The sequence below is a fragment of the Asticcacaulis sp. YBE204 genome, from assembly GCF_000495855.1.
Lineage (GTDB): Bacteria > Pseudomonadota > Alphaproteobacteria > Caulobacterales > Caulobacteraceae > Asticcacaulis.
Genome location: NZ_AWGF01000002.1, coordinates 325906 through 350751 on the forward strand (window position 1 = coordinate 325906; position 24846 = coordinate 350751).

Sequence of the window (24846 nt, forward strand, 5' to 3'; positions counted from 1 at the left end):
CGATAGCGCACGGAGGCCTGTATGACGGAACAAAGACCAAGGAGCCTGCCATGTCCGTCCGCAACCTCACGCCCGCCGAAGTCCAGACCGCCCTCGACAGCGGTCAGATCCATCTGATCGACGTGCGTGAAGACTACGAATTCGAACAGGCGCGCATCGCGGGCAGCGTCAACCAGCCGCTGTCGACCTTCCATCCTGGCGAACTGCCTCAGGACGGGAAAGAGATCATTTTCATGTGCGCGGGCGGCGTGCGATCGCTGCGCGCCATCGAAGCGGCTCAGGCCTTCGGGATCGAGGCCGACGCCCATCTAGCCCCCGGCATTCGAGGCTGGATCGCCGAGGGCCTCCCCGTCGAGCCATAACTATTTCCGCGTAATGCGGTCGAAGATACCACCGTCCTCGAAGTGTTTGGCCTGCACCGCGTCCCAGCCCCCCAGATCGCGGATCGTGCTCAGCGTCACTGCCGGAAAGCGATCCGCATAGCGCGCCGCAACCGCCGGAACGCTGGGACGGTAGTGGTGTTTACCGATGATATCCTGCCCTGCCTCGCTGTAGAGATAAGTCAGATAGGCCTCCGCCACAACGCGGGTCTTTTTCTTATCCACCACGCGATCGACCCACGCCACCGGCGGCTCGGCCAGAATCGAGGTCGGCGGCGTGACGATCTCGAAGTTCTCGCCGCCCGGTTCGCTGACCGCCAGATGCGCCTCGTTCTCCCACGTCAGCAGGACATCGCCGACGCCGCGCTGGACGAAGGTCGTGGTCGAGCCCCGCGCGCCGGTGTCGAGCACCGGCACATTGGCGTAGAGGCGCTTCACATAGTCCTCGGCCTTAGCTTCGTCGCCGCCATAGGTTTTCAGCGCCCATGCATAGCCCGCCAGATAGTTCCAGCGCGCGCCACCGCCGGTTTTCGGGTTCGGCGTGATCACCCCTACCCCTGGCTTGATCAGATCGCCCCAGTCTTTGATGCCTTTCGGATTACCCTTGCGCACCAGAAAGACGATGATCGAGGTATAGGGCGCGGAATGATTGGGCAGCCGCGCGTCCCATCCGGCAGGCAACAGCGAAGCCTTGCGCACCAGCGCGTCGATATCGTCGGACAGAGCCAGCGTCACCACATCGGCCTCAAGGCCTTCGATAACCGCCCGCGCCTGCTTGCCGGAACCGCCGTGCGACTGACGGACCGTTACGGCCTGCCCGGTCTTGTCGAGCCAGTACTTGGCAAAGGCGGCATTATATTCGGTATAAAGTTCACGTGTCGGATCATATGACACATTGAGCAGTTCAATCGCCTTGCCCTCGGCGGGCTTTTGCCCGCAGGCCGACAATAGCGTCAGGCCCACCCCGGCGGACATCATCAGGTGGCGGCGGTTGAGGGGCAATGTCATGGCTCATATCCAAAAAAGCGGGCGCCTGTATCAAAACAGACGCCCTTAGTCTCACCAAGGAAAATGTATCCTCTCCTGCGTACAGGGGAGGATGTAGACTTAAAACGACTTGCGCAGGGTCACGCCGAAGGTGCGCGGATCGCCCGGCTGGCCGAAGAGCGCGCCCGAATTGCCCTGCTGGATGGTCAGGAATTGCAGGTACTCTTCGTCGAAGGCGTTCTTGACCCACAGGAAGATTTCCGTGCCGCCGCTGGCGCGGTAGCCGAGGCGCAGATTGGCGATGGTCGATTCGTCGACCACGGCGTATTTCGACACCGAGGCGTCCGAGTTCCATTCCGAACGGTAGGAGACATCGCCGCTGATATAGGCGTCGCCCGTCAGCGCGCCGAACGGTGCATTCCAGGTGTATTCGCCACCCAGCGAACCCGCCCACTTCGACACACCCGGCAGGTCCTTGCCGCTCAGGTCGGCAATCGACGTGCCCGACGCTTGCAGTTCCAGCGGTGCCGGGGCGTTGGTGAACGAAGCGTATTTGCCGTCGGTGTAGCTGACCGTGCCCCAGATATTGAAGCCGTCGATCGGACGCCAGCGACCGTCGAGTTCGACGCCCTTGACCTCGACCTTTTCAACATTGGCCAGATAGCCGCGCAGCGAACCTGTGTTCGAGTCGACGACGTTGGCCTGATAGTCTTTCACGTCGTTCGAGTAGATGGCGAGGTTCAGCGTCCCGCGCTTGTCCCAGAACTGCGTCTTGAAGCCCAGTTCGATGCCGCTGACGTTTTCAGGGCGCAGCACGGCGCTCTGGATAACCGGGTTGCCGGCGCTGTCGGTCGGGATACCCGCCGCGTTGATGCCGCCCGACTTGTAACCCTTCGAGAAGGTCAGGTAGGACAGGACGTCCGGCGCCAGATCGTAGGACAGGCTGAGTTGACCCGTCAGCTTGCTGTCGCTCAGTTCCGCCGTATAGGCATAGGTCCGCGAGATGCCGTTCTTGGCCGAGATGAGCGCCGAATTGGTCGTCGCCAGACCGCCCGAAGCGACCTGCTGGTAAAGCTGGTACTTGTCTTCGGTCGTGTAGCGCAGGCCCGGCGTGACCTTGAATTTGTCCGTCACGTTCCACGTCAGTTGCCCAAACACCGCGTAGGAGGTCGTCTTGCCGACCGCGTGCAGCTTTTGCTCGTAACCGTCGAGCAGGTTCGACGGCACGGCGACGGCCGGCGAGCCGGTCGTGGTGCCGATCAGCCACCAGGCGGCGTCCTTGCCCCAGGCTTCGGTGCCGTTGGTTTCGACGCGCTGTTTGAAGGCATAGGCCCCGACGACCCAGTCGATCGTGTTGTCGCCGTTCGAGGCCCAACGGACTTCCTGACTGAGTTGCTTCTGATCCGACGGATTGCTCGACTTGGTGCGAATCGACAGCGAAGTATAGTCGCGGTCGTTCTGCGGCCACCACTCCCACTTGCGCCATGCCGTGATCGAGGTCAGGGTCGTGTCGCCCAAATCCCAGTTGAAGGTCGCCGAGGCCCCATTGATGCGCTGTTTGGCCTGGATCTCACCGTTCACGTCAACCAGACGGTCATAGGGATTGGTCGAGGCCGGCTGATAGCCGCCGGCCTGTTGCGACAGGAAAGCGAACTGACGGTTGGCGGCGCGCAGCGTCGTACCGGCACGCACGAAAGCCTGCGTATTGGCTTCCGGATCCTGATAGGCGTAGTCATAGCTGAAACGACCGGTGAGCGTGTCGTTAGGCGTCCACAACAGTTGCGCGCGCAGAACCTGACTGTTCAGGTCGTTCTGCTTCGTCTTCGTCGTGACATTTTCATAGAGGCCGTCGCGCTTGGTAGCACCGACCGCCAGACGACCGGCCAGCTTGCCGTCGATCAGCGGGCCGGAAATGATGGCCTTGCCTTGCAGGAAGCCGTAGTTCCCGACGGTCGCTTCCAGCGTCGCTTCCGGCGTGAAGGTCGGCGCACGCGTCGTGATGTTCAGCGCGCCCGCCGTCGTGTTCTTGCCGAACAGCGTGCCTTGCGGGCCGCGCAGCACTTCGATGCGCTCGACGTCGATCAGATCGGCGACCGCCGAACCCGGACGGGCGTAGAAGACTTCGTCGACATAAATGCCGACGCCCTGCTCCAGACCGTCATTGGTCAGGCCGATGGTCGACCCAAGGCCGCGGATCGTGGTCGCGGTATTGCGCGGGTTCTGCGTGATGAGCTGGATCGACGGCTGGGCGCGGGTCAGTTGCTCGACATTGTTGATGCCTTGCGCTTCCAGTTGCGCACCGCTGACGGCGGTCACGGAAATCGGCACGTCCTGAATGTTTTCCGACTTGCGGCGGGCGGTGATGTAGACGTCGGTGATGTCGTTCTTGGCCTTGTCGGCGGCGTCGGCGACATCGTCAGCCGCAGCGGCCGGCGCATCGGCGGCATAGGCGTGGGTGACGGCGAGCGACGAGACGCTGGCCAGCAGGGCGAGCGTAAAGACGCCCGATTTGGTCTTAAGGGAGGAGGACATGGAGGTAGCCTTTGATTATGTGCGGTGCGGTTTTCTGGGTATTTTTTTGGCTTGTATGCAAACGCCGCGTTGTCGCGGCGGTACTGAAACTTGATCAGGCGTCGCGCTTCGTCTCGAAGCGGACCTTTTCGCTCTTCTCGATCTGAACGATGCGCGAGTCGTGGATCACCACCTCGACCGAGCCGTAACGGATCTGACCGATGGCGCTGAGGATATGTTCCTCGGCTTCGCTCAGACGACGCGCAGCGGAAAGGGTCGGGTTCAGAGAATGGACCTGGCTCATCGAAATCTCTCACAACGGAAGGCGTTAATTACAACCAGATAAGTTGTATATAACCCGGTTTTCGTCAATCGAATTTTGCGTGAGTTTAGAAATCATGCCTTAAAGTCGCCACAAGGCTGGTTGTGGCGGTGGCAACTATGCATGGATATGCGACTGTCAAAATGTGAGTTTATATATTTGATATATATAAATAAAATATATTAATACGACCCACAAGATCACGTGACACAGGCCTTTACGCACTGAAACGCGCGTTCGGCAGCTTTAGTTTCGCTAATCGATAGAAGCGCGCGAGACATGAAAAAGGCCGGGATAAACCCGACCTTAAAAGAAACTTGTAGTATGGTGTTTTACGAAACCATCGATAGCATTACCCGGTTACCGTTACGCCCTAATCTGTTTCAGGAAGTCGTCCACCTTGTCGTTGAGCACGCGGGCATGGCCTTGCAAAGTGTCGCTGGCGCCCGCCACACGTCGTGCCGTAAGGCCGGTATTATCGGCCGCCGTGGTCACCGTGATCATGTTGTCGGCGATTTCACGCGCCCCGGTCGCCGTGGCGTGGATGGTATGCGTGATTTCCGCCGTCACTTCCGACTGCTGACGGACGGCTTCGGTGATGACCGCCGTGCTGCTGTCGATCGCCTGAATGCTGCTCAGCATGTCGTTCATCGCCTCGACCGACAGGCGCGTTTCGGACTGGATCGAGGCGATGATTTCGGAAATGTCGCCCAGCGCCTTCGACACCTGGTTGGACAGACCCTTGACCTCCGACGCCACGACCGCAAAGCCCTTGCCCGCGTCGCCCGCGCGCGCGGCCTCGATCGTCGCATTGAGTGCCAGCAGATTGATCTGACCGGCGATACCGTTGATCAGGCTGACCACGTCGCCGATGCGGCCCGACGAGGCGCTGAGGCGCTCGATCACCGATTTGGCAGCGTCACCGCGCCCGGCGGCGGCGCGCACGACGTCGGTCGCGCGATCGGCCTGCTGACGGATTTCCTGAATGGACGCGGTCAGTTCCTCAGCCGCCGCGGCGACCTGAGCGGAATTGCTGGCGGCGTCCTGCGATATGGCCGAAACCTTGTAGGTGCGCTCCTTGGTATCGACGGCAATCGTGGAAACACTCCCGGCTTCGTCGTGCAGCATCGAGGTCGCCGACACGACCTCGGTCACCACGGCCTTGACGGACCGCTCCAGTTCATTGGCCAGATCGTGCATCATGGCGCGTTTCTGGGCGACGGCGCGCGCCGCCTCTTGCGCCTGTTCCTCGACGCGCTGACGTTCCATCTCATCGATGCGGGCCTGCTGAGCGATGGCGTCGCGTTGACTGCGCAGCATGGTCCGGCGGAAGCCGAATACGGCACAACCGACGGCTATGGCGCAGATCGCCGCGATGGACAGGCCGATTTCGAGCGCCAGTTGCACCCGCGCCAGACTGGCCTGATATTCCTTCAGAGTGATATCGACCCCGACCATGCCAAGAAAGGTGCCCGATGCGTCGTAATAGGGCGCATAGCCGCTGAGGAATGTGCCCCATTTGTCGGTGACCGGTTCGCTTTCGGTGCGCGCGGCCTTGGCCGCGAAGGCCTCTTTCAGGACGGGCGACGCCTCGGCATAGACGTCCATCACCGCCGACGGCGTCGAAGTCGAACCGGCGGGTTGCGCGTCCATGACGAAGAGAACCTTGCCGTCGCGCTCGACCATCGAATAGACGAAGGCGAGGCGCTTGTCGGCATTGACCATCTTCTGAAACGGCGCCACCGTCGCCTGATATTCAGGGCTGGTCTTGTCGGTCGCTTCGGTGAACTGCGCCTGGGTCTGCGTATCTAGCAAGGCGGCGGCGGATTTCGCCAGCCCGTCAAGATTGCCGCGGATTTCCGCTTTCATCGCCTGCTGAGCGGTGACGAACACCGCCACCGAGGCCGCCAGCGCCACGCCCATCACCAGAACACCGGCCAGAATGCCGTCACGTTTGGGCTGAATGGCCGGGCGACCGATCTGAACCGTTGTCATCTCTATATCCGTTATCAAAAGAAACCATCTCATGGCTATCAGAGACAAGGTTAATTTGAGTTAACGGAACGCGGTTTTTTTATGATCCACGCCTTATGCTGCAAGGGTTTCGTGCGATATCGGTCGAGTGCATATTACCGGTCAGTTCGACAATATCTTGCTGCCTTTGACGGTCGTTCCATTTTTGTCTTTAACATCAATGCCCTGACCTTCGAGTGTGATCTGACCATTTTTGCGAAGCGACAGCGACGCGCTGCCCGTCCTGAGGCGAATCTCGTCCCCGGCTTCCAGCGTCAGGACCCGCCCGGCGTCGAGCGTCAGTCGCTGCCCGTCACCCAACCGGGCTTCCATCGCCGCGAGGCGGGCCTCCAATGCCGCCACGCGAGGCGAGTCGTTGTCCGCCCATACCGGCGCGCTCAGACCGATTACCGCACCCGTCACCAACCCACTCAAGAATATGATCTTACGCATGGATACCTCCTGTTTCGCGAAACCTGACACAGACGACCGGCTTTGGCCATGTCATGAAAACCTGACATTTATTTTCGATGTCAGGTTGACATTACATTTTTCAGATGTAACCTAAACCTTACATCCGGCCCGATGTCCTTCACCATCTTAAAGGACTACACCCATGAACCTGAAATCACCCGCTGCCGAATACACGATCCAGATGATCGTCTGGATGACGCTCTATGTCGGCCTGCTCACAGGCGCGATCCTCTATATCAAGACGAACCACCCTACGGGGCCATTGCTTTATGCCCTGGCGATCCTGCCCGCCTTACCGATCGGCGGCACCATCGTCACCTTCCTGCGTTTCATCGAGCGCTCCGACGAATATATCCGCGCCATGATGGTGCGCCGCGTCCTGATCGCCATGGGCCTGACCCTGTTCCTCAGCACCGCCATAGGCTTCATCGAGAACTTCACTGAAACCCAGTTGATCGAGCGCTATCTGGTCTATCCGATGTTCTGGGCCTGCTTCGGCCTGGTCTCGCCCTTCGTTCGGGGCAGTAAATGAAGACCACGCTCAAGGAACTGAGGTCCGCCGCCGGCCTGACCCAGGCCGATCTGGCCGCCAAACTGGGCGTCTCGCGACAGGCCGTCATCGCGGTGGAGTCCGACAAGCACGATCCCTCGCTCGACCTTGCCTACAGGATCGCCGGGGTGTTCGACCTGCCGGTCGAAGACATCTTCGACAACCCGTACCGACCCAAAATATAATCCTCTTTTCATAAGGAAATTACCATGTCCGAACGCAGCCCTCTGGCGCGTTGCCGCCCTTCCCTTGCCTTTTGGTTCATCATCGCCGCCGCTATTTTCTTCGCCTGCGCGTCGGGCTCCAAGGCCGCCACGCCCTTCCCGTCTGCCGAGACCGCACGCTTTTCGGTCGAGGTGGTGGGCCAAGGTCCGGATGTCATCCTGATCCCCGGCCTCAACTGTTCTCGCGAAGTCTGGGACGCCACGGTGGCGCAGCTCAAAGGCCAGTACCGCCTGCACGTCATCAATATCGCAGGCTTCGGGCCTGAGCCCGCCGCCGCCAACCGCAACGGCCCGGTCATCGACCCGGTGACCGAAGCGCTTAATGCCTATATCGTGCAGAACAAACTGCAAAAGCCGATCGTCGTCGGCCATTCGCTCGGCGGCCTGACCGGGCTGCGTCTGGCCAGCCAGCACCCCGACAGCGTGTCGAAGGTCATCGTCGTCGACGCCCTGCCCTTTATCGGGGTTCTGTTCAATCCCGCTGCCACGGCGGAAACCATCGCCCCGCAAGCCACCCAGATGCGCGACAACATGCTGAAAGGCGACGACGCGACCTACAAAGTCCAGCAACAGGCCGCGCTCGCCGCATTGGGAGAGCCGAAGACCGAGGCCGAGAAAAACCGGCTGCGTATCGCGACGTGGGGCGCGCAATCGGATCGTTACGTCGTCGCTCAGGCCCTCTATGACGACATGACGATGGATCTGCGCAAAGACCTGCCGAAAATTACCGCCGAGGTCGTCCTGTTCTTTCCGCACAGCCCGGCCATGCCCTATACGGCGGAACAGACCGAAGCCTTTTACAAGGTACAATATACGGGCACGGCGCGTTTCACCGCCCGCCGCTTCGACAACAGCCAGCACTTCATTATGTACGATCAGCCCGAAGCATTCGCGACCGCATTGGCCGAAGCGTTGAAATAAGTTCCTGAAAATTTGAACCTAATTTCCCCGGCGGCACCCCTTGCAGTTCCGCCGGGTTTGAATTAACGTCCGGCCATCGCCCGTTACGGGCGCGATACATACTAAAACCCTGGGGGGGAAATCATGAAAAAATGGCTGGCCATCGCGGCCATCGCTATCGGCCTGTCCGTCGCCGGGCAGCCGGTTCAGGCGCAGAAACTCAAGACCTTCGTGCCGATCGAGAAGCCTGCCGAAGGGGCGAGCATCATCGTCGTCACACCGGAAATCAGCCTGGGCCTCCTGACCATGGGCGGCATCACCGAACCCAAGGCCGACTGGTCGAAGGCCTCGCAGGGCCATCTGGCCGCCGCCATGACCACGGTGCTCAAAGGGAAAAAATACACGGTCACCGAGGTCAATGCCGACACCTGGGAAGATCCGCGCGCGCTGCAAATCCTCAAGCTGAACGACGAAGTCCTGCTCGGCATGGCCATGCAGGACGTCAGTATGTACAAGCTGCCGACCAAGACGACCTTCGACTGGACATTGGGCGCGGGCGTGCAGAGCCTGATCCCGCCGGGTACCGCCGCCGAAGCCGCTCCGCACTACGCCCTCTTCCTGCGCGGCAAGGGCAGTTATCAGAGTTCGGCCAAGGCCGCGATGAACATCGGCATGGCCATGCTGGGCGGACCGATGCAGTTCGGCGGCCAGACCCTTCAGGCAACGCTGGTCGATCTGCGCACCGGTCAGGTCGTGTGGTACGAATTCAACGGCGTAGCGTCAGGTACCGATATCCGCGAGGCCGAGGGTGCGACGACGGCGGTCGCCACCCTGTTCAAGGACCTGCCGCTGTGATGATGCGCGCGCTCACAGCGTCGGCGATGGCGCTGGTCATGGCGTCGGCCCCGGCCTACGCCGCCGACAAGGCCTATCTGGCCGACCGCACGCCGGGTCAGAAACCCGTCGCCGGGACGCTGGAATTTTCCATCTGGGAAGAAACCGCCAAGACCGAACGCAGCGCGCGGACATCGGGCGAACGCAACCACGACGCGGCGCTCAATGCCTATGTTCAGAGCGTGCTGACCCGGGTGGCCGGGGAGCATACCGGCGATCTTCGCCTCTATGTCATGGACCGGCCCTTCTTCAACGCCTCGATGGCCCCCAACGGTTATACCGAGGTATGGACCGGCCTGCTGCTGCGCGCCCAGACCGAGGACGAACTGGCCTTCGTGCTGGGCCACGAATTTGCGCACTATCGCCGCAGCCACTCGATCAAGACGTTCGAGACCGTCAAGTCGAACCAGAACGCCGCCGCCGCGGCCAGTCTGGTTATCGGCGTCATCGGCGCCGGGGCAGCGGCCAATGCCGGTACCTATTCCGCGGCGCGGGACATTTCCAATATTACCGGCGGGCTGATCGACGCGGTCTATCTCGGTTCGATCGCGGCCTTCTTCGCCTATTCGCGCGAGAATGAAAACGAGGCCGACCGACTGGGCGACGAATATGCCTTCAAATCCGGCTACGACCCCCACGCCGGGGTGCGCATCTGGGCGTTCGTGATCGATGAAACCGCCGCCTCGGACTTCGAGAAGACCCGCCGCCGCGGTGGCCGCATCAACGTTTTCGGCAGTCACCCGCTGGAGGCCGAGCGCGTCGCCGCTCTCAGCCAGCAGGCCGATGGCCTCGACAAGTCGCCCGATACCGAGGACGAACAAAAGGCCAAGCGTGTCGCCTATCGCGACAAGATCAGGCCTTATCTGGCGGGCTGGCTGAAAGACGATCTGCGCCGTCAGGATTACGGCCAGACCCTGTTCGTCATTTCGCGCCTCAGCCTCGACGAACAGGATCAGGGCTTGCTCAGCTTCTATGCCGGCGAGGCCTACCGTCTGCGTGCCAAGGACAATCTCGGCTCGCAGGATTTGCTGGCCGCCGCCAACGCCTATACGCGCGCGGCGACCTTTGCCGATGCACCCGCCGCGACCCAGCGCCAGCTCGGCGAAGTCTATCGCCGGATGGGCCGTAAGGCCGATGCCATCGCTGCGTTCGAGGCCTATCTGAAAGCCAATCCGTCCGCCGAAGACGCCTGGATGGTCGAAGACCAACTCAAGGGCTTAAAGGCCGATCCCGTCGCGCCTGCCGCGGCAACGAACTAATTCAAGGGGGAAATTTATGCGTAAACTTGTCAAATATACCGGCCTCGTGGCTCTTACCGCCGCTCTGCTCGTCGCCTGCGGCGGCCCGACGCTCGCCCCGAAAGGCGCGCTGACCGTCGGCACCGGCTACAGCGTCCACCTCAGCCGCGACTGGTCGGACGTATCGAATCTCTATTACCTGCGCGCCAAGAAGGTAAAGGTGCTCAGCATCGACGCGCCGGGGCTTAACCGCCTGTTCGTCTCCGAGGGCCTGAGCGCCGCCGATCCTTTGATGGTCAGCCCAACCAAGGGCGACAATAAGAACGCCCCCGCCCCGCGCGGCAAGGCGAATATGTCGTTTCAGGAGCAGATCGAGTTCGTGACGACCTCGCTGTCGACTCTGGAATACCAGAAGATCGAAACCTCGGCGCCGAAGCCCGTCGACCTCAACGGAACGCGCGCCGTGCGCTTCGAACTGACCGCCAAGACGTCGGAAGGCCTGAACGTCAAGGGCGTCGCACAGGCAGCGTCAAAGGGCGGGCTCGGCTATTATATCGTCTATATTGCCCCGGCGGAACACTATTACGACGCGAGCCTGAAAGACGCGATCTCGACGATGGACAGCGCCAAGCTGCCCTAACCTGCGGCGAATGACCACATAAACCGGAGGGATAAATCGGCGTAAAAGCGGCGGGTATCGCGTAAAGGAACCCGCCATGCCCGCCTCTGTCATTCACAAAAGTTGGCCCCACAAAAGCTGGCAAGATCACGATATCGCCCGCTTTCTGGGCCGCGAAGCGCCGCGCTATACCTCGTATCCATCGGCCCATCATTTCGGTGCAATGACGGCGGACACCTATGCGGACGGATTGCGCCAGATGACGTCGGGGCGCTCGATTGCGCTCTATCTGCACATCCCCTTCTGCGAGCAGATGTGCCATTTCTGCGGTTGCAATACGCGGGCGACGAAGCGTTACGACCCGGTCGCCAGCTACGTTGACAGCCTGATCGCAGAGATCGGCATGGTCGCGGATCGGCTAACCTTCCGCCCTCAGGTTCATAGCGTTCATTTCGGCGGCGGCTCGCCCTCCATGCTGACACCCGGCGATCTGGGACGCATCATGGAGGCCCTGCACAGCCGTTTCGACCTGACGGTCGATGCCGAACTGTCCATCGAACTCGATCCCCGCCGGGTCACTCTGAGCAAGGTGAAGACCTATGCGGCGTTGGGGTTCAACCGCGTCTCGTTAGGGCTTCAGGACACCGACCCGGTGGTCCAGCAGCTGATCAATCGCGTCCAGCCCATCGAGCTGATCCGCTCGGTGATGCGGATGCTGCGCGACAACGGCCTGACTGCCATCGGGCTCGATCTGGTCTATGGATTGCCGGGTCAGAGCTTTGAGAGCCTGCAACGGACGCTGGCGCACGTCGCCGATCTCGATCCGGCACGCATTTCGGCCTTTTCCTACGCCCACGTGCCGTGGGTCAAGAAACACCAGAGCCTGATCGACACGGCTACCCTGCCGGACACAGACGACAAGGTGCAGATGTTCCTCGCCCTGACAGCGTTTTTCGAGGCGCACGGCTATCGCGCCATCGGCATCGACCACTTCGCCAAGCCCGACGATGAACTGTCCCGCGCCTATGAGGCCGGAACGATGCGCCGCAATTTCATGGGCTATTCGACCTTGGCTAACGACGACCTGCTGGGCTTCGGGGCGTCGTCGATCGGCGAGCTTGAGGGCGGGATTTTTCAGAACATTCCGCAATCGACCACCTATCAGAACCGTATCGCCGAAGGTCTTTTACCGATCGTGCGCGGCTGGGCCTATCAGACCGACGATAAATTGCGCAAGGCGGTGATCAACGACCTGATGTGCTATTTCCGCGCTGATATTCCGGCCATTCTGGCGCGGCACGGCTATGCCGCCGACTATCTCGACGCCGATATCGCGGGGCTGGCCGACTTCACTGAGGCCGGGATCGTCAGCGTGACCGATCGCGTCGTGAGTTTCCACTCGCCGCTGAAGATGCTGGTGCGCAATGTCGCCTGCGCGTTCGACGCCTATGCCCGGCAGTCGGACGCACAGAACCGCTATTCCAGGGTCGCTTGACGCCTCTTCAGAAGTACTGAGGGTGAGAAATTGACCACCAGCGCCGTGCCATACAGTATCAGCGCCCCGCCGATCAGGGTGGACCAGCCGACGCCTTCGTGCAGGAACAGATAGCCCCACAACGTCCCGAACACCGGCACCAGAAAGGTGACCGTCAGGGCCTGCGCCGCGCCGATATCGGCGACCAGCTTGAAATAAATCATGTAGGCGATGCCGCTGCACACGATGCCGAGCGCCAGCACCGCCGCGACCATGACCGGCGTCACGGTGGCCAGTTGCGCGGCCTGAGGCGCGAAGAACGGCATGAACGGTGCGATGAGCAGCACCGAGGCCCACATACCACCGTGCGCGTTCGATAGCGGATCGGGTGTACGCTTGGCCTGTCGTGCATAGACCGAGGCGATAGCGTAGCACAGGGCCGCCGTCATGCCAGCACCGATAGCGATCAGGCTTTGGGCATTCAGATGCGCGGCATCGAGGCCTACCAGCACCGCTACCCCACCGAGCCCTAACACCATGCCGATCATGGTCTTCACCGTCGGCAGGCTACGCGTCCACAGCGACGAGATCAGCACGCCGAACAGCGGGGCCATCGAGTTGAGGATCGACAGAAGCGACGCCGACAGGGTTTGCGCCGCAAAGGCGAACAGCAGGAATGGCACGGCGGAATTGAACAGGCCGAGGATCAGGAAATATTTGTAAAAACCTTTGATCTGCAAGGCCTTGCGAAGAACCAAGCCGACCCCCGTCAGGAACAGACCCGCCAGCAGTACGCGCAGGATAATCAGCCACACCGGTCCCAGCGCGGGGACGCTCAGCCGCATGAACAGGAACGACCCACCCCAAATGGCGGCAAGTGACAGAAGGCGAAACAGACTGGCGGCAGACATGGTTTGAATCCGTATTGAGCCACGCTTTTACCGTACGAGTGGGACAAGCGCTTGCCGTTTCTTGCGCCGATAGACCAGCGATGTCCAGCGGCGGAACAGCCATCGTGCGCATGAATCCTGCCAGCTTCCGTCAGCAGCATGAAACAAATTTTGCTTATCCAAAACCCAAGAACTATCTATTTTATTTATACGGACGCTGTCGCCATAGTCGTCTCACACCTGAGGAGAGATCAAGATGAGCGACGCCAGATGTCCTGCCATGCACGGCACCATGATGACCACCACCGCCGGAGCGCCGGTCGCAGATAATCAGAACAGCCTGTCGGCGGGACCGCGCGGCCCGCTGCTGATGCAGGACTGGCAGCTCATTGAAAAGCTGGCCCATCAGAACCGCGAGCGTATCCCCGAACGCGTCGTCCACGCCAAGGGCTGGGGCGCGTTCGGTACTCTGACCGTCACCCACGACATCTCGAAATTCACCCGCGCCAGGGTCTTCGAGCCGGGTTCGCAGACCCCGCTCCTGCTGCGGTTTTCGACCGTCGCCGGGGAGATGGGTGCTGCCGATGCCGAACGCGACGTGCGCGGTTTCGCGCTGAAATTCTATACGAGCGAGGGTAACTGGGATCTGGTCGGCAACAATACGCCGGTCTTCTTCATCCGTGACCCGCTGAAATTCCCGGACTTCATCCACACGCAGAAACGTCACCCGCGCACCAATCTGCGTTCCTCGACCGCCGCCTGGGATTTCTGGTCGCTGAGCCCCGAAGCCCTGCATCAGGTGACCATCCTTATGTCCGATCGCGGCATCCCGACCGATCCGATGCACATGAACGGCTACGGTTCGCATACCTACAGCTTCCTCAATGCCGACGGTGAGCGCTTCTGGGTCAAGTTCCACTTCAAGACCCAGCAGGGCCACAAACACCTGACCAATGCTGAGTCCTCAGCCGTGATCGGTCAAACGCGCGAATCCTATCAGGAAGCCCTGTTCGGCACGATCGAGACCGGAAACTTCCCGCGCTGGGACGTCAAGGTGCAGATTATGCCGGAAAGAGATGCCGACACGACATCCTATAATCCGTTCGACCTGACCAAGGTGTGGCCGCACGGCGATTATCCGCTGATCGACGTCGGGTTCATCGAACTGAACCGCAATGCGTCCAACTATTTCGCGGAGATCGAACAGGCCGCTTTTTCACCGTCGAACATCGTCCCCGGTATCGGTTTCTCGCCGGACAAGGTCTTGCAGGCGCGTTTGTTTGCCTATGCCGACGCCCACCGCTACCGTCTGGGGACGCATTACGAAGCCCTGCCGGTCAATGCGCCGAAATGCCCGGTGAACCACTATCACCGCGACGGATCGATGCGCTTCTTCGACAATTTCCAGTCGAACCCGGACGCCTATTACGAGCCCAACAGCTTCGGCGGGCCGACCGAAGCGCCGGAATACCGCGAACCACCGCTCCTGATTTCCGGCGACGCGGATCGCTACAATCACCGCGAGGGCAACGACGATTACGTCCAACCTCGCGCCCTCCATGCCCTGTTCACGGAAGAGCAAAAAGCGCGTCTCTACGGCAATATCGCCGCCTCGATGGCCGGGGTGCCGGACTTTATCGTCGAGCGGGCTTTGGGGCATTTCGACCGCATCGACACGGCCTATGGCAACGGCATCCGAGCGGCGCTGGAAGCGGCTAAGGGTTCAGCCGCCGAAGCCAATCGCTAAGGTTCTTTGCGGTTATAAGCCACCACTTGCCCCCTGCGCCGGAACCGCAGGGGGTCTTTTTTCAGGCACGGCGCTTTACGACGACCGTCATGACCAGCAGCAAGCCGATCCCGATAACCGCCGTAAACGCCATCAGCGGTTCGTTCTGCCGCGTGACATTGGCGGCGGCGATCCAGCCCAGCGCCCAGACCAGCGGTACGGCATAGATGGCACTGCGTGCCGTATAGACCAGAGTACCGCCCAAGGCGATCAGACCAAGCAGGAAGCCTGTCGACACCATCACCTCACGCGGATCAACGACGGCGTTGGCGGCGACCAGGGCGGAGGTGAAGTTGACGACCATCGCCGCCGTCACCCAGCCGGTGACCAGCGCCAGCGGCGCGACGATGAAGCCTTTTTCAGCTTTGGTCAGTGTCAGGCCGTTAAGCTTCACAAGGCCGGTTATGCCCGATATGACCGAGATGGCGATGATGACAAAACTGACCCAATCGATGCCACTTACGGGCACCCACACCGACCAGACCGCGTTCATCAGCCAGATCAGGGCCAGATGCCAGCCTGCGGCTTTCAGGGCGACGCTGCTGTAATGGCGCATCGCCCACACGCCGCTGACGATGCCGTAGAGGTAGATGACGCCCCAGATGGCGAAGGCCGGTCCCAGCGGCACCAGCGGATGAGAGGTCGCCGCCGATTGTTCGGCGACGTTGCGACCTATGCCGAACCATTCCGGTGCCTGAGAGGCGACGATCTGAGCGATAGACAGGAGCAGTAGTTCGGTCCCGGCAAAGGGCACGATACTGCGGGTTTCCGGGGATGAAGGATGTGCGGTCAGGGCCATAAGGGTGTCCTCTCTATCAGGACAAACCTACGCTCAGCTACCTGTAAAACGGATCGTGTTCACCGCTGGCTTTCATAAAGCGGCGGTGAAAATCAGGCTTTTTTCACGAACTCCGTCCGTAAAACCAGACCGCGCACCTTTTCATGATTGCACTCGATCTCGTCTTCGTCGTGGGTCAGGCGGATATTCTTGATCAGGGTGCCGCGCTTCAACGTCACGCCGCCCGATCCCTTGACCTTTAGATCCTTGATCAGAGTCACGCTGTCGCCGTCGGACAGGCGCGTGCCGTTTGAGTCCTTTACGATGATGTCGTCTTCGTCGGCCATGACAGCGCTCCTTGTAATCAGGAACGCTGCCTAACCGATCGGCTTAAAAACCACAATAGTCATATGGGTTTTATTCTGCGCGCATTTTATCCGAAACGGAGTTCGGCGCAGCCAATGCGCTTTAATCGCGGCAATAGCCTTCGCCGGTGGTCACGGTCACGCAGTCGCGCTTGTCGGCCAGCCACTTCATGCCGGTCTGAGCGCCATTGCTGTGCTGGATGAGGAACTTCTGCCCGTCGCGTTCGATCTGGATGCCGTTGCCGACCACGGTACCGGTAAATTCCTTCGGGCCATCGAGATTGGTGATCGACACAACATAGTCGTGTTCGCGCGCCGTGACCTCGAGCGAGGTGCCTTCCGGGCCCGTCCAGCGGCCTACATAATCGCTGGCCACATCGGCGGCCGAAGACGCGCTGGCCGATACCTCGCTCGACATCGAGGCCTCCGCCTTGGTCGGCGGTGCGGCCTCTTCTTTCGAGGAACAGGCCGCCACGGCGAGGATAGCCGCAAACGGTAGAACGGACAGGCAAGTGCGGATCATCAGACGTTCCCGGTTGATATGCAGACAAGGGTGCGTCATGCTCGACGCAGACGCCACATTAATACATATAAACTTTTAGCGTTATGCCGCTCTTATCGCCCATTTATAAAATCGCCATAGTCGGGGCCGGCACGACCGGGCTGGCTCTGGCGGGGTTTCTGAAGGCCGCCGGACACGCGGTCGATCTGTTCGAGCGCTTCGACGCGCCGCGTCCGCTGGGGGCCGGGCTCCTGCTGCAACCGACCGGGCTGGCGGTTCTGGCGCGACTGGGGCTCGACGAAAAGCTCATTGCCCTGAGCTCGCCCGTTCACCGGCTCTATGGCGAGACCCAGCGCGGCACGGTTATCTACAAACTTGATTACCGCTGGCTGGCACCGCACCTGTTCGGGCTCGGCACGCACCGCGCCAGCCTGTTTCAGGTGCTGTACAACCACGTTCAGGGTCTGAACGTGCCGATCCATACCGGCTGCGACGCCATAAAGACACGCACCCACGCCGACGGCAAGCTGTCGTTGCACATGGCAGATGGTCGGGACGCGGGCCCCTTCGACCTGATCGTCGACGCCAGTGGACGGCAGTCGAAACTGGCCCTGCGTCACGGGGCGGTGTCCCACGACACGCCCTACCCCTATGCGGCGCTGTGGGGTGTGGTCCACGACCTTGAGGGCTTCAGCACAGATCAGCTATTGCAACGCTACGACGCGGCGCGGGTCATGATCGGCACCCTGCCGCTGGGGCAGACCCCGACCGATCCGCGTCCGCACATGGCCTTTTTCTGGAGCCTGCCCGCGCGCGACCACGCCGTCGTGCGCGCCGCGGGTCTTTCCGCGTGGCAGGACGGCGTGGCGCGCTACTGGCCGCTAATGAGGCCCTTTGCCGAACAGTTTACAGCCTTTGACCAGCTGACGTTCGCCGAATACGGACACCGCGTCATGAAACGCTGGCACGCCGGACGGCTGATCTTTACCGGCGACGCCGCCCATCCGATCAGCCCGCAACTGGGGCAAGGCGCCAATCTCGGCCTGTGCGACGCCCTGATCCTCAGCGAGGCCCTGTCGCGTGAACCCGGCATCGACGAGGCCATCGCCACCTATAGTCGCGCCCGAAAGGCCCACCTCACCTTTTATCAGATCGCCAGCCGCTGGATGACGCCCTTCTTTCAGTCGGATCAAAAGCTTGCGCCGTGGGTACGCGACCGCAGCTTCGGTCTGATGTGCCGGATGCCGTGGATGCGCGAGGAGATGTTGCGGACGCTTGCCGGGGTCAAGACCGGCCTATTCCGCCACCTCGACCCCGGACACTGGCATCCGAGATACCGGCTTAAGCCGTGATGTGCTTGCGCGTTTTCATCAATGGCTGGATCTTCTGACCGAAATCGTCCATGCCCTTGAGGAAGTCGTCGAAGGTCAGCAGCACGCCGCCGGTGCCCTCGACCTCGGCCATTTCGTCGAGCATGGCGGCGATCTTGGCATAGGAGCCGACCAGCGTCCCCATGTTGATGTTCACCGCCGACACCGTGTCGGACAACTGCACGACATTGGTCGTCTTGTTGACGGCATTGGGCGCCGACTGGGCCTTGAGCCACTTGACCGCGTCTTCGTCCACGCCATCGCGATAGGACTGCCACTTGGCCTCGGCGGCGGCATCGGTCTCGTCGGCGATGACCATCATCAGGACGAAGGTCTTGACGTCGCGACCGGTCTTGTCGGTAGCGGCCTTGAGGCGGATATTGTTTTTCTCGAAGGCCTTGGGCGTGTTGACCCCGACGCCGAGACAGAAGGCGTAATCCGCATATTGCGCGGAGAAAGCCAGACCGTCGTCGGACGAGCCTGCGCAGATGATCTTGGGCGCGACCTGCGGCTTCGGGCTGACGCGGCAGTCGGTCATCTCGAAATACTGCCCCTTGAAATTCGACACGCCCGTATCGAACAGGTCGCGCAGGATCTGTGCATATTCGGTCAGCATGTCGTAGCGCTTGACGTAGTGCTCTTCGCCCGGCCACAGGCCCATCTGGTCGTATTCGGCCTTTTGCCAGCCGGTGACGAGGTTGATGCCGAAGCGCCCGTGCGAAATAGAATCGATGGTGGACGCCATGCGCGCCACGATCGCCGGGGGGATGGTCAGGGTCGCAGCCGTGGCGAAAATCTTGATCTTAGACGTCACCGCCGCCAGACCGGCCATCAGGGTGAAGCTTTCGAGATTGTGCTCCCAGAACTGCGTCTTGCCGCCGAAACCGCGCAGCTTGATCATGCTCAGGGCGAAGTCGAGGCCGTAGCCCTCGGCCTTGAGCACGATCTCCTTGTTGAGATCGAAGCTCGGCATGTATTGTGGCGAGTTCTCGGAAATCAGCCAGCCATTATTGCCGATAGGAATGAAGACGCCGATTTCCATTTTATATCCCCTTCAAAAAAGTCGTCAGTATGTCGTTGAATTCGTCCGGCACGGTGACATTGACCGCGTGGCCGCCCCAGCCGACGATCCGGCATTGCGCGTTCGGCAGACCTTCGGCGAGGAAGGCCGAGGAGCGCACCGGCACCAGCATATCGTCGAGCGTTCCGATAACCATGACCGGACAGGTGATGTCTTCCAGCCGGTCGCGGATATCGAAGTCGCGCAAGGCCTCGATGCGGGCGAGCAGATTGGCCTCACTCTGGAACCCCGGCGCGTGGTGCGCGGCCTGAGCATCCAGTTCCTCCAAATGGTCGTTGATCCATTCCGCCGGGAAGAGGAACAGCGGTTGCGCCTTCAGGTAGGCCTCCGCGCCACCGCTTTTGTAGATCGCCGTGCGGATTTCGAAGCAGCGTTTGAAATGCGGCTCAGCGACGGCCCAGCCGTTGACGCACGTCAGGCTCAGCACCTTCTGCGGGTGATCGAGCGCCAGTTGCAGGCCCGCCACCGCCCCTGCGGCATGGCCGACGATGTGCGCGGCTTCGTAGTCAAGGCCTTCGAGGATCAGCGCGATATCATCGGCCATGTGGCGCGCGTGATAGGACACCGACAGTTCGTCGCGATCACTGCCGCCCGTGCCGCGATGGTCGTAGAGGATGACGCGGAACTTCTCGCACAGGGCCTCGACCTGCGGCGACCAGTAGGCCCCGTGGCCGCCCAGCCCCGGCGACAGAATGACGGGGATACCCGCCTTGCGGCCATAGAGCTTGACGGCCAGACCGGAGATCGTGACCGTTTCGGCTTCGGGGAAAGGTTTTACCTCACTTGCCAACATGGGCAACGCTGGCAATTTCGACGACAAGACCCGGCTTGACCAGACCGCATTGGATGCAGAAACGCGCGGGCTTTTCGCCAGGGAAATATTCGGCGTAGACCGCGTTCATCGCCGCGTAATGCGCCCAGTCGGTCAGGAAGATGTGGTTGAAGGTGATGTCGTCCATCGTGCCGCCGCCGGTCTCGACGACTGTCTTGATCGTCTCAAGGATGTGCCGCGTCTGGGCCGTGGCGTCACCGGGGGCATGGATCGAACCGTCGGGATCGATGGCCAGGGTGCCCGATACATAGACCACGCCGGCGGCCTTGGTGCCCGACGAATAGGGTGCCAGCGGTTTCGGGAATCCGGGCGGGTTAATCGCTTCCTTGGGCATGGTGCTTGCCTCCTAAGCGCAATCCGAAAAGTGGGAACCGGTTTTCGGAATCAATTGCGCGACTATAAAGTTATGGATTTATGTCTTTGATCGCGTTGCAGAAATCGTCCACGCTGGCCACCCAGCCGAAGAAGGTTTCGACGTTATAGACCGTGGCCTTCTGGATAAAATCGGGGCCGAGCTGATGCGTCGCGTCCTCCAGCATCACGCCGAAATATTCGAGGTGAAAGCCGTCGCGCAGGGTCGATTCCACGCAGACATTGGTGGCGATCCCGACGAAGATCAGGTTGCGGATACCGCGCGCCCGCAGAATCGAATCGAGTTGCGAATTGAAAAAGGCCGAATAGCGCGGCTTATGCACCCGGATATCGCCGTCCTGCGGGGTCAGGGCCTCGACGATGTCGTAGTCCCACGTCCCGCGCGCCAGCAATTGCCCTTTCAGGTTAGGATTGCGGCGCATCGTCTTGAGCGCATTGGACTTATGATAGTTGGGCGACAGCGGCGTCCCGGCCTCGACATAGTCCGGGTCCCAGCCGTTTTGCAGATAGACGACCTGAATGCCGGACTGGCGCGCAGCGGTCAGGGTCTTCGCGATGTTTTCGATGGTGGACTGCGCGCCCGAAATATCGAACCCGGCCAGATCGACATAGCCGCCTAAGCTGGCATAGGCGTTCTGCATGTCGATGACGATCACCGCCGTCTCTTCAGCCTTGAAACGCATGGCCTCCGGCCGCGCGGGCAGTTCAAATTCGGTGCTGGATACGCTCATCGCCGACCCCCTCTTCCACACAAACAAGGCGGTTAAAACAAGAGGTAATCAGGCATTTATTGCATGTGCAACAAAAATATGACGACAGGTCTGAAACCTTTACCCGATCAACAATCCCGCAATTGCCGCGTTCATCAGATTGGCCAGAGTCGCTGCCGCCAGCGCCCTCGGACCGATCTTGACGATCATGTCGCGCTGATTGGGCGCCAGACCGCCGATGACGGCCAGTTGAATCGCAATCGACGACAGATTGGCAAATCCGCACAAAGCGAAGCTCATGATAGCGGTCGAACGCGGCGACAACTGCCCGCCCTCGTTCATCAGGTGGATATAGGCAACGAACTCGTTCATGATCAGCTTTTCACCGAACAGGCCGCCCGCCGTCACCGCTTCGTTCCACGGAATATTGATCAGGAACATGATCGGGGCCAGCACAAAACCCAGCATCCCTTGCAGGGTCAGGTCGGGATAGCCGAACAGGCCAGCTATGCCGCCGATGATGCCGTTGAGCAACGCGATCAGGGCGACGAAGGCCAGAATCATGCCGCCGACCGAGACGGCGATCTTCAGGCCGTCCTGCACCCCGTCGGAAATGGCCCCGAGCAGGCTTTTGGGGTGGTGATCGGCATCTTCCATGATCGGCACGGGCGAATGGACCGGAACACCCTTGGGGTCGGGGATGATCAGCTTGGCCATCAGCAAACCGCCGGGGGCCGACATGAAGCTGGCCGCCAGTAGATAGTCGATCTTGATTCCGATTTGAGCGTAGGCGGCGAGAATCGTCCCCGCCACACCGGCCATGCCTGAGGCCATGATGGCAAACAACTGCGCCTTGGTCAGCCCGGCCAGATAGGGCCGCACGACCAGCGGCGACTCCGATTGCCCGACCAGCACATTGGCCGCCGCCGCCAGCGCCTCGACGCGGCTGATGCCGATGATGAAGCCCAAGCCCCCGCCGATCACCTTGATGATCAACTGCATGATTTTAAGGTAATATAGCACCGAGGCCAGCGCCGCGAAGAAGACGATAACCGGCAACACATTGATCGCGAACCCGGCCCCGCCCGGCACATTGGTCAGCCCGCCGAACAACATGTCGATCGCGCCCTTGGAATAGCTCATCAGGGCTTCGACGCCATGAGCCATGCCCTGCACCCCGGCCTTGCCCCAGCTTGTGTGCAGGACCAGCACCCCGATCAACACCTGAAGCGCAAACGCACAGGCGACCATGCGCAGGCGGATCGATTTACGGTCGGTCGACAGCAGCAAGGCGATGGCCAGCAGGGCGACGATCCCGCCGATGCCGATGGCCCAGTTGGTGTTCATCATCGGAACAGACGACAGGGCGGGGATGACGGTAGCGGAAGCAGAAGCGGCCATAAAGGACTCGGAAACAACGGGCAAAGACGCAGCTAAACACCGATGCGCAAACCCGTCAATCGGTTGCACCTGTAACGGTGAAATGCGCTTCGACTTTGGTCGGGGATGCGTGCCGTACCGCGCGTCGATTAGTCTCAGTACCCATAAATACAACAGTGAGGACTATCATGAGCGAGACCGTCTATCCGGTACCGGCCAACTGGCGCGACACCGCCGTCATCAGCGCTGACGCCTATGAGACGATGTATGCGCGCTCAAAAACCGACTCCCACGCCTTCTGGCTTGAGCAGGCGCAGCGCCTCGACTGGATCAAGGCCCCGACGCAAACGGACAATTCGTCGTTTCACGAAGCCGATTTCGGCATCAACTGGTTCGAGGACGGCGTGCTCAACGTCGCCGCCAACTGCCTCGACCGGCATCTGGCGACGCGTGGCGATCAGCCGGCGATCCTGTGGGCCGGCGACGATCCGTCCGAACACCGCACCATCACCTACCACGAACTGCACGTCGAGGTGTGTAAATTCGCCAATGTTCTCAAAGATCAGGGCGTGCGCAAGGGCGACCGTGTCACCATCTATATGCCGATGATACCCGAAGCGGCGATGGCCCTGCTGGCCTGTGCACGCATCGGGGCGATCCACTCGGTCGTCTTCGGCGGCTTTTCACCCGAAGCGCTTGCGGGGCGTCTGACCGACTGCGATTCGAGCATCGTCATTACCGCCGATGAAGGCCTGCGTGGCGGCAAGGCCGTGCCGCTGAAAGCCAATGTCGATGCCGCGCTGGCGCTGAGCCACACGGTCACCCGCGTCATCGTCGTTCAACGCACCGGCAATACCGTCCCGATGACGGCGGGTCGGGATTTCTGGTATCACGCTCTGGCCGCCCAAGCTTCGACCGATTGCCCGGCGGAGCCGATGAGCGCCGAGGATCCGTTGTTCATCCTCTATACGTCCGGTTCGACCGGCAAGCCCAAAGGCGTGCTGCACACCTCCGGCGGCTATCTCCTGTGGGCCTCGATGACCCACGCCTATGTCTTCGATCATAAGCCCGGCGACGTCTATTGGTGTACCGCCGATGTCGGCTGGGTCACCGGCCACTCCTACGTCGTCTACGGGCCGCTAGCCAATGGCGCGACCTCGGTCATGTTCGAGGGCGTGCCGAACTATCCCGACCATTCGCGCTTCTGGCAGGTCGTCGATCAGTTCAAGGTGACCACCTTCTACACCGCGCCCACCGCCATTCGCGCCCTGATGCGCGAAGGCGAAGCGTGGGTCGATCGCTGCGACCTGTCGTCCCTGCGCCTGCTGGGCTCTGTCGGTGAACCGATCAATCCCGAAGCCTGGGAGTGGTACAACCGCGTGGTGGGTAAGGGGAAATGCCCCATCGTCGACACCTGGTGGCAGACCGAAACCGGCGGCCACCTGATCTCGCCCCTGCCCGGTGCGACGGCGCTCAAACCCGGTTCGGCCACCAAGCCCCTGTTCGGCGTATTCCCGGAAATCCTCGACAATGACGGGCGCGTTCTGACCGGTCAGGCCGAGGGGATTCTGGCCATCGCCAAAAGCTGGCCGGGGCAAATGCGCACGGTCTGGGGCGATCATGAGCGCTTCTTCCAGACCTATTTCGCCAGCTATCCGGGCAAGTATTTCACCGGCGACGGTGCCCGGCGCGACGCCGACGGCTATTACTGGATTACCGGTCGAGTCGATGACGTCATCAATGTCTCCGGTCACCGCATGGGTACCGCCGAGGTCGAAAGCGCGCTGGTCGCCCATGAGACCGTCGCCGAAGCCGCTGTGGTCGGGATGCCACACGACATCAAGGGTCAGGGCATCTACGCCTATGTGACGCTCAACGCCAACGAAGTGCCGTCCGAAGCTCTGCGCAAGGCCCTGATCCAGTGGGTGCGCCACGAAATCGGCCCTATCGCCACGCCGGACGTCATCCACTTCGCGCCGGGCCTGCCCAAGACGCGCTCAGGCAAGATCATGCGCCGCATCCTGCGCAAAATCGCCGAGGGCGAAATCCACAGTCTGGGCGACACCTCAACGCTTGCCGATCCGTCGGTGGTCGAGGCGCTGGTCCGGGATCGCGCCCTGCAACCGGCCTGACATCAGATAGTGCTTGCGAAGGGAGAGCGCTGACGGGTACAAACGCTCGTCAGCGCTTTCGT

Annotated in this window: 25 protein-coding genes; 11 read left to right on the forward strand and 14 right to left on the reverse strand. The window is 61.1% G+C overall.

The genetic code is table 11. The features are described 5' to 3' along the window. Nucleotides 1-50: 50 nt before the first annotated feature. Entirely contained in the window at nucleotides 51-362 is a 312-nt protein-coding gene (locus AEYBE204_RS25635; protein ID WP_023461283.1) for a rhodanese-like domain-containing protein, read from the forward strand. Here AEYBE204_RS25635 and AEYBE204_RS25640 read toward each other — a convergent pair whose 3' ends face one another. The 5 genes from AEYBE204_RS25640 to AEYBE204_RS25655 form a co-directional block, all read right to left on the reverse strand. Beyond that, nucleotides 363-1388 carry a sulfate ABC transporter substrate-binding protein gene (locus tag AEYBE204_RS25640; RefSeq protein ID WP_023461284.1) on the reverse strand — a complete coding sequence of 342 codons (1026 nt, stop codon included), beginning with the start codon at nucleotides 1386-1388 and terminating at the stop codon, nucleotides 363-365. It abuts the gene before it with no gap. Between the two features lie 99 nt (nucleotides 1389-1487). Continuing rightward, nucleotides 1488-3899 carry a TonB-dependent receptor gene (locus tag AEYBE204_RS25645; protein ID WP_023461285.1) on the reverse strand — a complete coding sequence of 804 codons (2412 nt, stop codon included), beginning with the start codon at nucleotides 3897-3899 and terminating at the stop codon, nucleotides 1488-1490. A gap of 94 nt (nucleotides 3900-3993) precedes the next feature. Further along, nucleotides 3994-4182, reverse strand: a complete 189-nt coding sequence (locus AEYBE204_RS25650; protein ID WP_023461286.1) for a YezD family protein — start codon at nucleotides 4180-4182, stop codon at nucleotides 3994-3996. A 384-nt stretch (nucleotides 4183-4566) separates the two neighbouring features. Continuing rightward, the gene (locus tag AEYBE204_RS39360; protein WP_023461287.1) at nucleotides 4567-6195 is read right to left on the reverse strand and encodes a methyl-accepting chemotaxis protein; all 1629 of its coding nucleotides are present in this window, start codon (nucleotides 6193-6195) and stop codon (nucleotides 4567-4569) included. A gap of 141 nt (nucleotides 6196-6336) precedes the next feature. Then, a complete protein-coding gene (locus AEYBE204_RS25655) occupies nucleotides 6337-6666 on the reverse strand; it encodes a hypothetical protein (protein WP_023461288.1) in 330 nt (109 codons plus the stop codon). Nucleotides 6667-6829: 163 nt separating this feature from the next. Here AEYBE204_RS25655 and AEYBE204_RS25660 point away from each other — a divergent pair, with 163 nt between their 5' ends. The 7 genes from AEYBE204_RS25660 (at nucleotide 6830) to hemN (ending at nucleotide 12607) form a co-directional block, all read left to right on the forward strand. Next, nucleotides 6830-7219, forward strand: a complete 390-nt coding sequence (locus AEYBE204_RS25660; protein ID WP_023461289.1) for a hypothetical protein — start codon at nucleotides 6830-6832, stop codon at nucleotides 7217-7219. Next, entirely contained in the window at nucleotides 7216-7422 is a 207-nt protein-coding gene (locus tag AEYBE204_RS25665) for a helix-turn-helix transcriptional regulator (RefSeq protein ID WP_023461290.1), read from the forward strand. The genes AEYBE204_RS25660 and AEYBE204_RS25665 overlap by 4 nt, the downstream gene beginning before the upstream one ends. 24 nt (nucleotides 7423-7446) lie before the next feature. Beyond that, nucleotides 7447-8382, forward strand: a complete 936-nt coding sequence (locus AEYBE204_RS25670; RefSeq protein ID WP_023461291.1) for an alpha/beta fold hydrolase — start codon at nucleotides 7447-7449, stop codon at nucleotides 8380-8382. 123 nt (nucleotides 8383-8505) lie between these two features. Then, the gene (locus AEYBE204_RS40550) at nucleotides 8506-9216 is read left to right on the forward strand and encodes a hypothetical protein (RefSeq protein ID WP_023461292.1); all 711 of its coding nucleotides are present in this window, start codon (nucleotides 8506-8508) and stop codon (nucleotides 9214-9216) included. Further along, complete coding sequence (locus tag AEYBE204_RS40555) at nucleotides 9216-10514, forward strand: M48 family metallopeptidase (RefSeq protein ID WP_023461293.1); 1299 nt, start codon at nucleotides 9216-9218, stop codon at nucleotides 10512-10514. The genes AEYBE204_RS40550 and AEYBE204_RS40555 overlap by 1 nt, the downstream gene beginning before the upstream one ends. 16 nt (nucleotides 10515-10530) lie before the next feature. After that, the gene (locus tag AEYBE204_RS25685) at nucleotides 10531-11133 is read left to right on the forward strand and encodes a hypothetical protein (RefSeq protein ID WP_023461294.1); all 603 of its coding nucleotides are present in this window, start codon (nucleotides 10531-10533) and stop codon (nucleotides 11131-11133) included. A 76-nt stretch (nucleotides 11134-11209) separates the two neighbouring features. Next, nucleotides 11210-12607 (forward strand): oxygen-independent coproporphyrinogen III oxidase, encoded by a 1398-nt coding sequence (gene hemN / locus AEYBE204_RS25690; protein WP_023461295.1) that lies wholly within the window; start codon nucleotides 11210-11212, stop codon nucleotides 12605-12607. Here hemN and AEYBE204_RS25695 read toward each other — a convergent pair. Then, the gene (locus AEYBE204_RS25695) at nucleotides 12589-13497 is read right to left on the reverse strand and encodes a DMT family transporter (RefSeq protein ID WP_023461296.1); all 909 of its coding nucleotides are present in this window, start codon (nucleotides 13495-13497) and stop codon (nucleotides 12589-12591) included. The genes hemN and AEYBE204_RS25695 overlap by 19 nt on opposite strands. 235 nt (nucleotides 13498-13732) lie before the next feature. Here AEYBE204_RS25695 and AEYBE204_RS25700 point away from each other — a divergent pair, with 235 nt between their 5' ends. Then, nucleotides 13733-15223 carry a catalase gene (locus tag AEYBE204_RS25700; RefSeq protein ID WP_031229955.1) on the forward strand — a complete coding sequence of 497 codons (1491 nt, stop codon included), beginning with the start codon at nucleotides 13733-13735 and terminating at the stop codon, nucleotides 15221-15223. A 61-nt stretch (nucleotides 15224-15284) separates the two neighbouring features. Here AEYBE204_RS25700 and AEYBE204_RS25705 read toward each other — a convergent pair whose 3' ends face one another. The 3 genes from AEYBE204_RS25705 to AEYBE204_RS25715 form a co-directional block, all read right to left on the reverse strand. Beyond that, a complete protein-coding gene (locus AEYBE204_RS25705) occupies nucleotides 15285-16061 on the reverse strand; it encodes a hypothetical protein (RefSeq protein WP_023461298.1) in 777 nt (258 codons plus the stop codon). Nucleotides 16062-16153: 92 nt separating this feature from the next. Next, nucleotides 16154-16387: an alkylphosphonate utilization protein gene (locus AEYBE204_RS25710; RefSeq protein ID WP_023461299.1), complete on the reverse strand. Its 234-nt coding sequence runs from the start codon at nucleotides 16385-16387 to the stop codon at nucleotides 16154-16156. Between the two features lie 121 nt (nucleotides 16388-16508). Then, nucleotides 16509-16928, reverse strand: coding sequence for a hypothetical protein (locus AEYBE204_RS25715; protein ID WP_023461300.1), 420 nt, complete (start codon nucleotides 16926-16928; stop codon nucleotides 16509-16511). A gap of 83 nt (nucleotides 16929-17011) precedes the next feature. Between AEYBE204_RS25715 and AEYBE204_RS25720 the strand changes: the two genes are divergently transcribed. Next, a complete protein-coding gene (locus AEYBE204_RS25720) occupies nucleotides 17012-18259 on the forward strand; it encodes an NAD(P)/FAD-dependent oxidoreductase (protein ID WP_023461301.1) in 1248 nt (415 codons plus the stop codon). Here the strand turns inward: AEYBE204_RS25720 and rutA are convergent. From rutA to AEYBE204_RS25745, 5 genes are all read right to left on the reverse strand, one after another. Next, nucleotides 18249-19319: a pyrimidine utilization protein A gene (gene rutA / locus AEYBE204_RS25725; protein ID WP_023461302.1), complete on the reverse strand. Its 1071-nt coding sequence runs from the start codon at nucleotides 19317-19319 to the stop codon at nucleotides 18249-18251. The genes AEYBE204_RS25720 and rutA overlap by 11 nt on opposite strands. Nucleotide 19320: 1 nt before the next feature. Then, on the reverse strand, nucleotides 19321-20151 hold the full coding sequence (gene rutD / locus AEYBE204_RS25730) for a pyrimidine utilization protein D (RefSeq protein ID WP_023461303.1): 831 nt from the start codon (nucleotides 20149-20151) through the stop codon (nucleotides 19321-19323). Then, nucleotides 20138-20524, reverse strand: a complete 387-nt coding sequence (gene rutC / locus AEYBE204_RS25735; protein WP_023461304.1) for a pyrimidine utilization protein C — start codon at nucleotides 20522-20524, stop codon at nucleotides 20138-20140. The genes rutD and rutC overlap by 14 nt, the downstream gene beginning before the upstream one ends. Nucleotides 20525-20594: 70 nt before the next feature. Then, nucleotides 20595-21293, reverse strand: a complete 699-nt coding sequence (rutB, locus tag AEYBE204_RS25740; protein ID WP_023461305.1) for a pyrimidine utilization protein B — start codon at nucleotides 21291-21293, stop codon at nucleotides 20595-20597. 99 nt (nucleotides 21294-21392) lie between these two features. Then, entirely contained in the window at nucleotides 21393-22673 is a 1281-nt protein-coding gene (locus AEYBE204_RS25745) for a NupC/NupG family nucleoside CNT transporter (RefSeq protein ID WP_023461306.1), read from the reverse strand. 167 nt (nucleotides 22674-22840) lie between these two features. On the opposite strand from AEYBE204_RS25745, the gene acs reads away from it, so the two are divergent. Continuing rightward, nucleotides 22841-24784 carry an acetate--CoA ligase gene (acs, locus tag AEYBE204_RS25750; RefSeq protein ID WP_023461307.1) on the forward strand — a complete coding sequence of 648 codons (1944 nt, stop codon included), beginning with the start codon at nucleotides 22841-22843 and terminating at the stop codon, nucleotides 24782-24784. Nucleotides 24785-24846 lie beyond the last annotated feature (62 nt).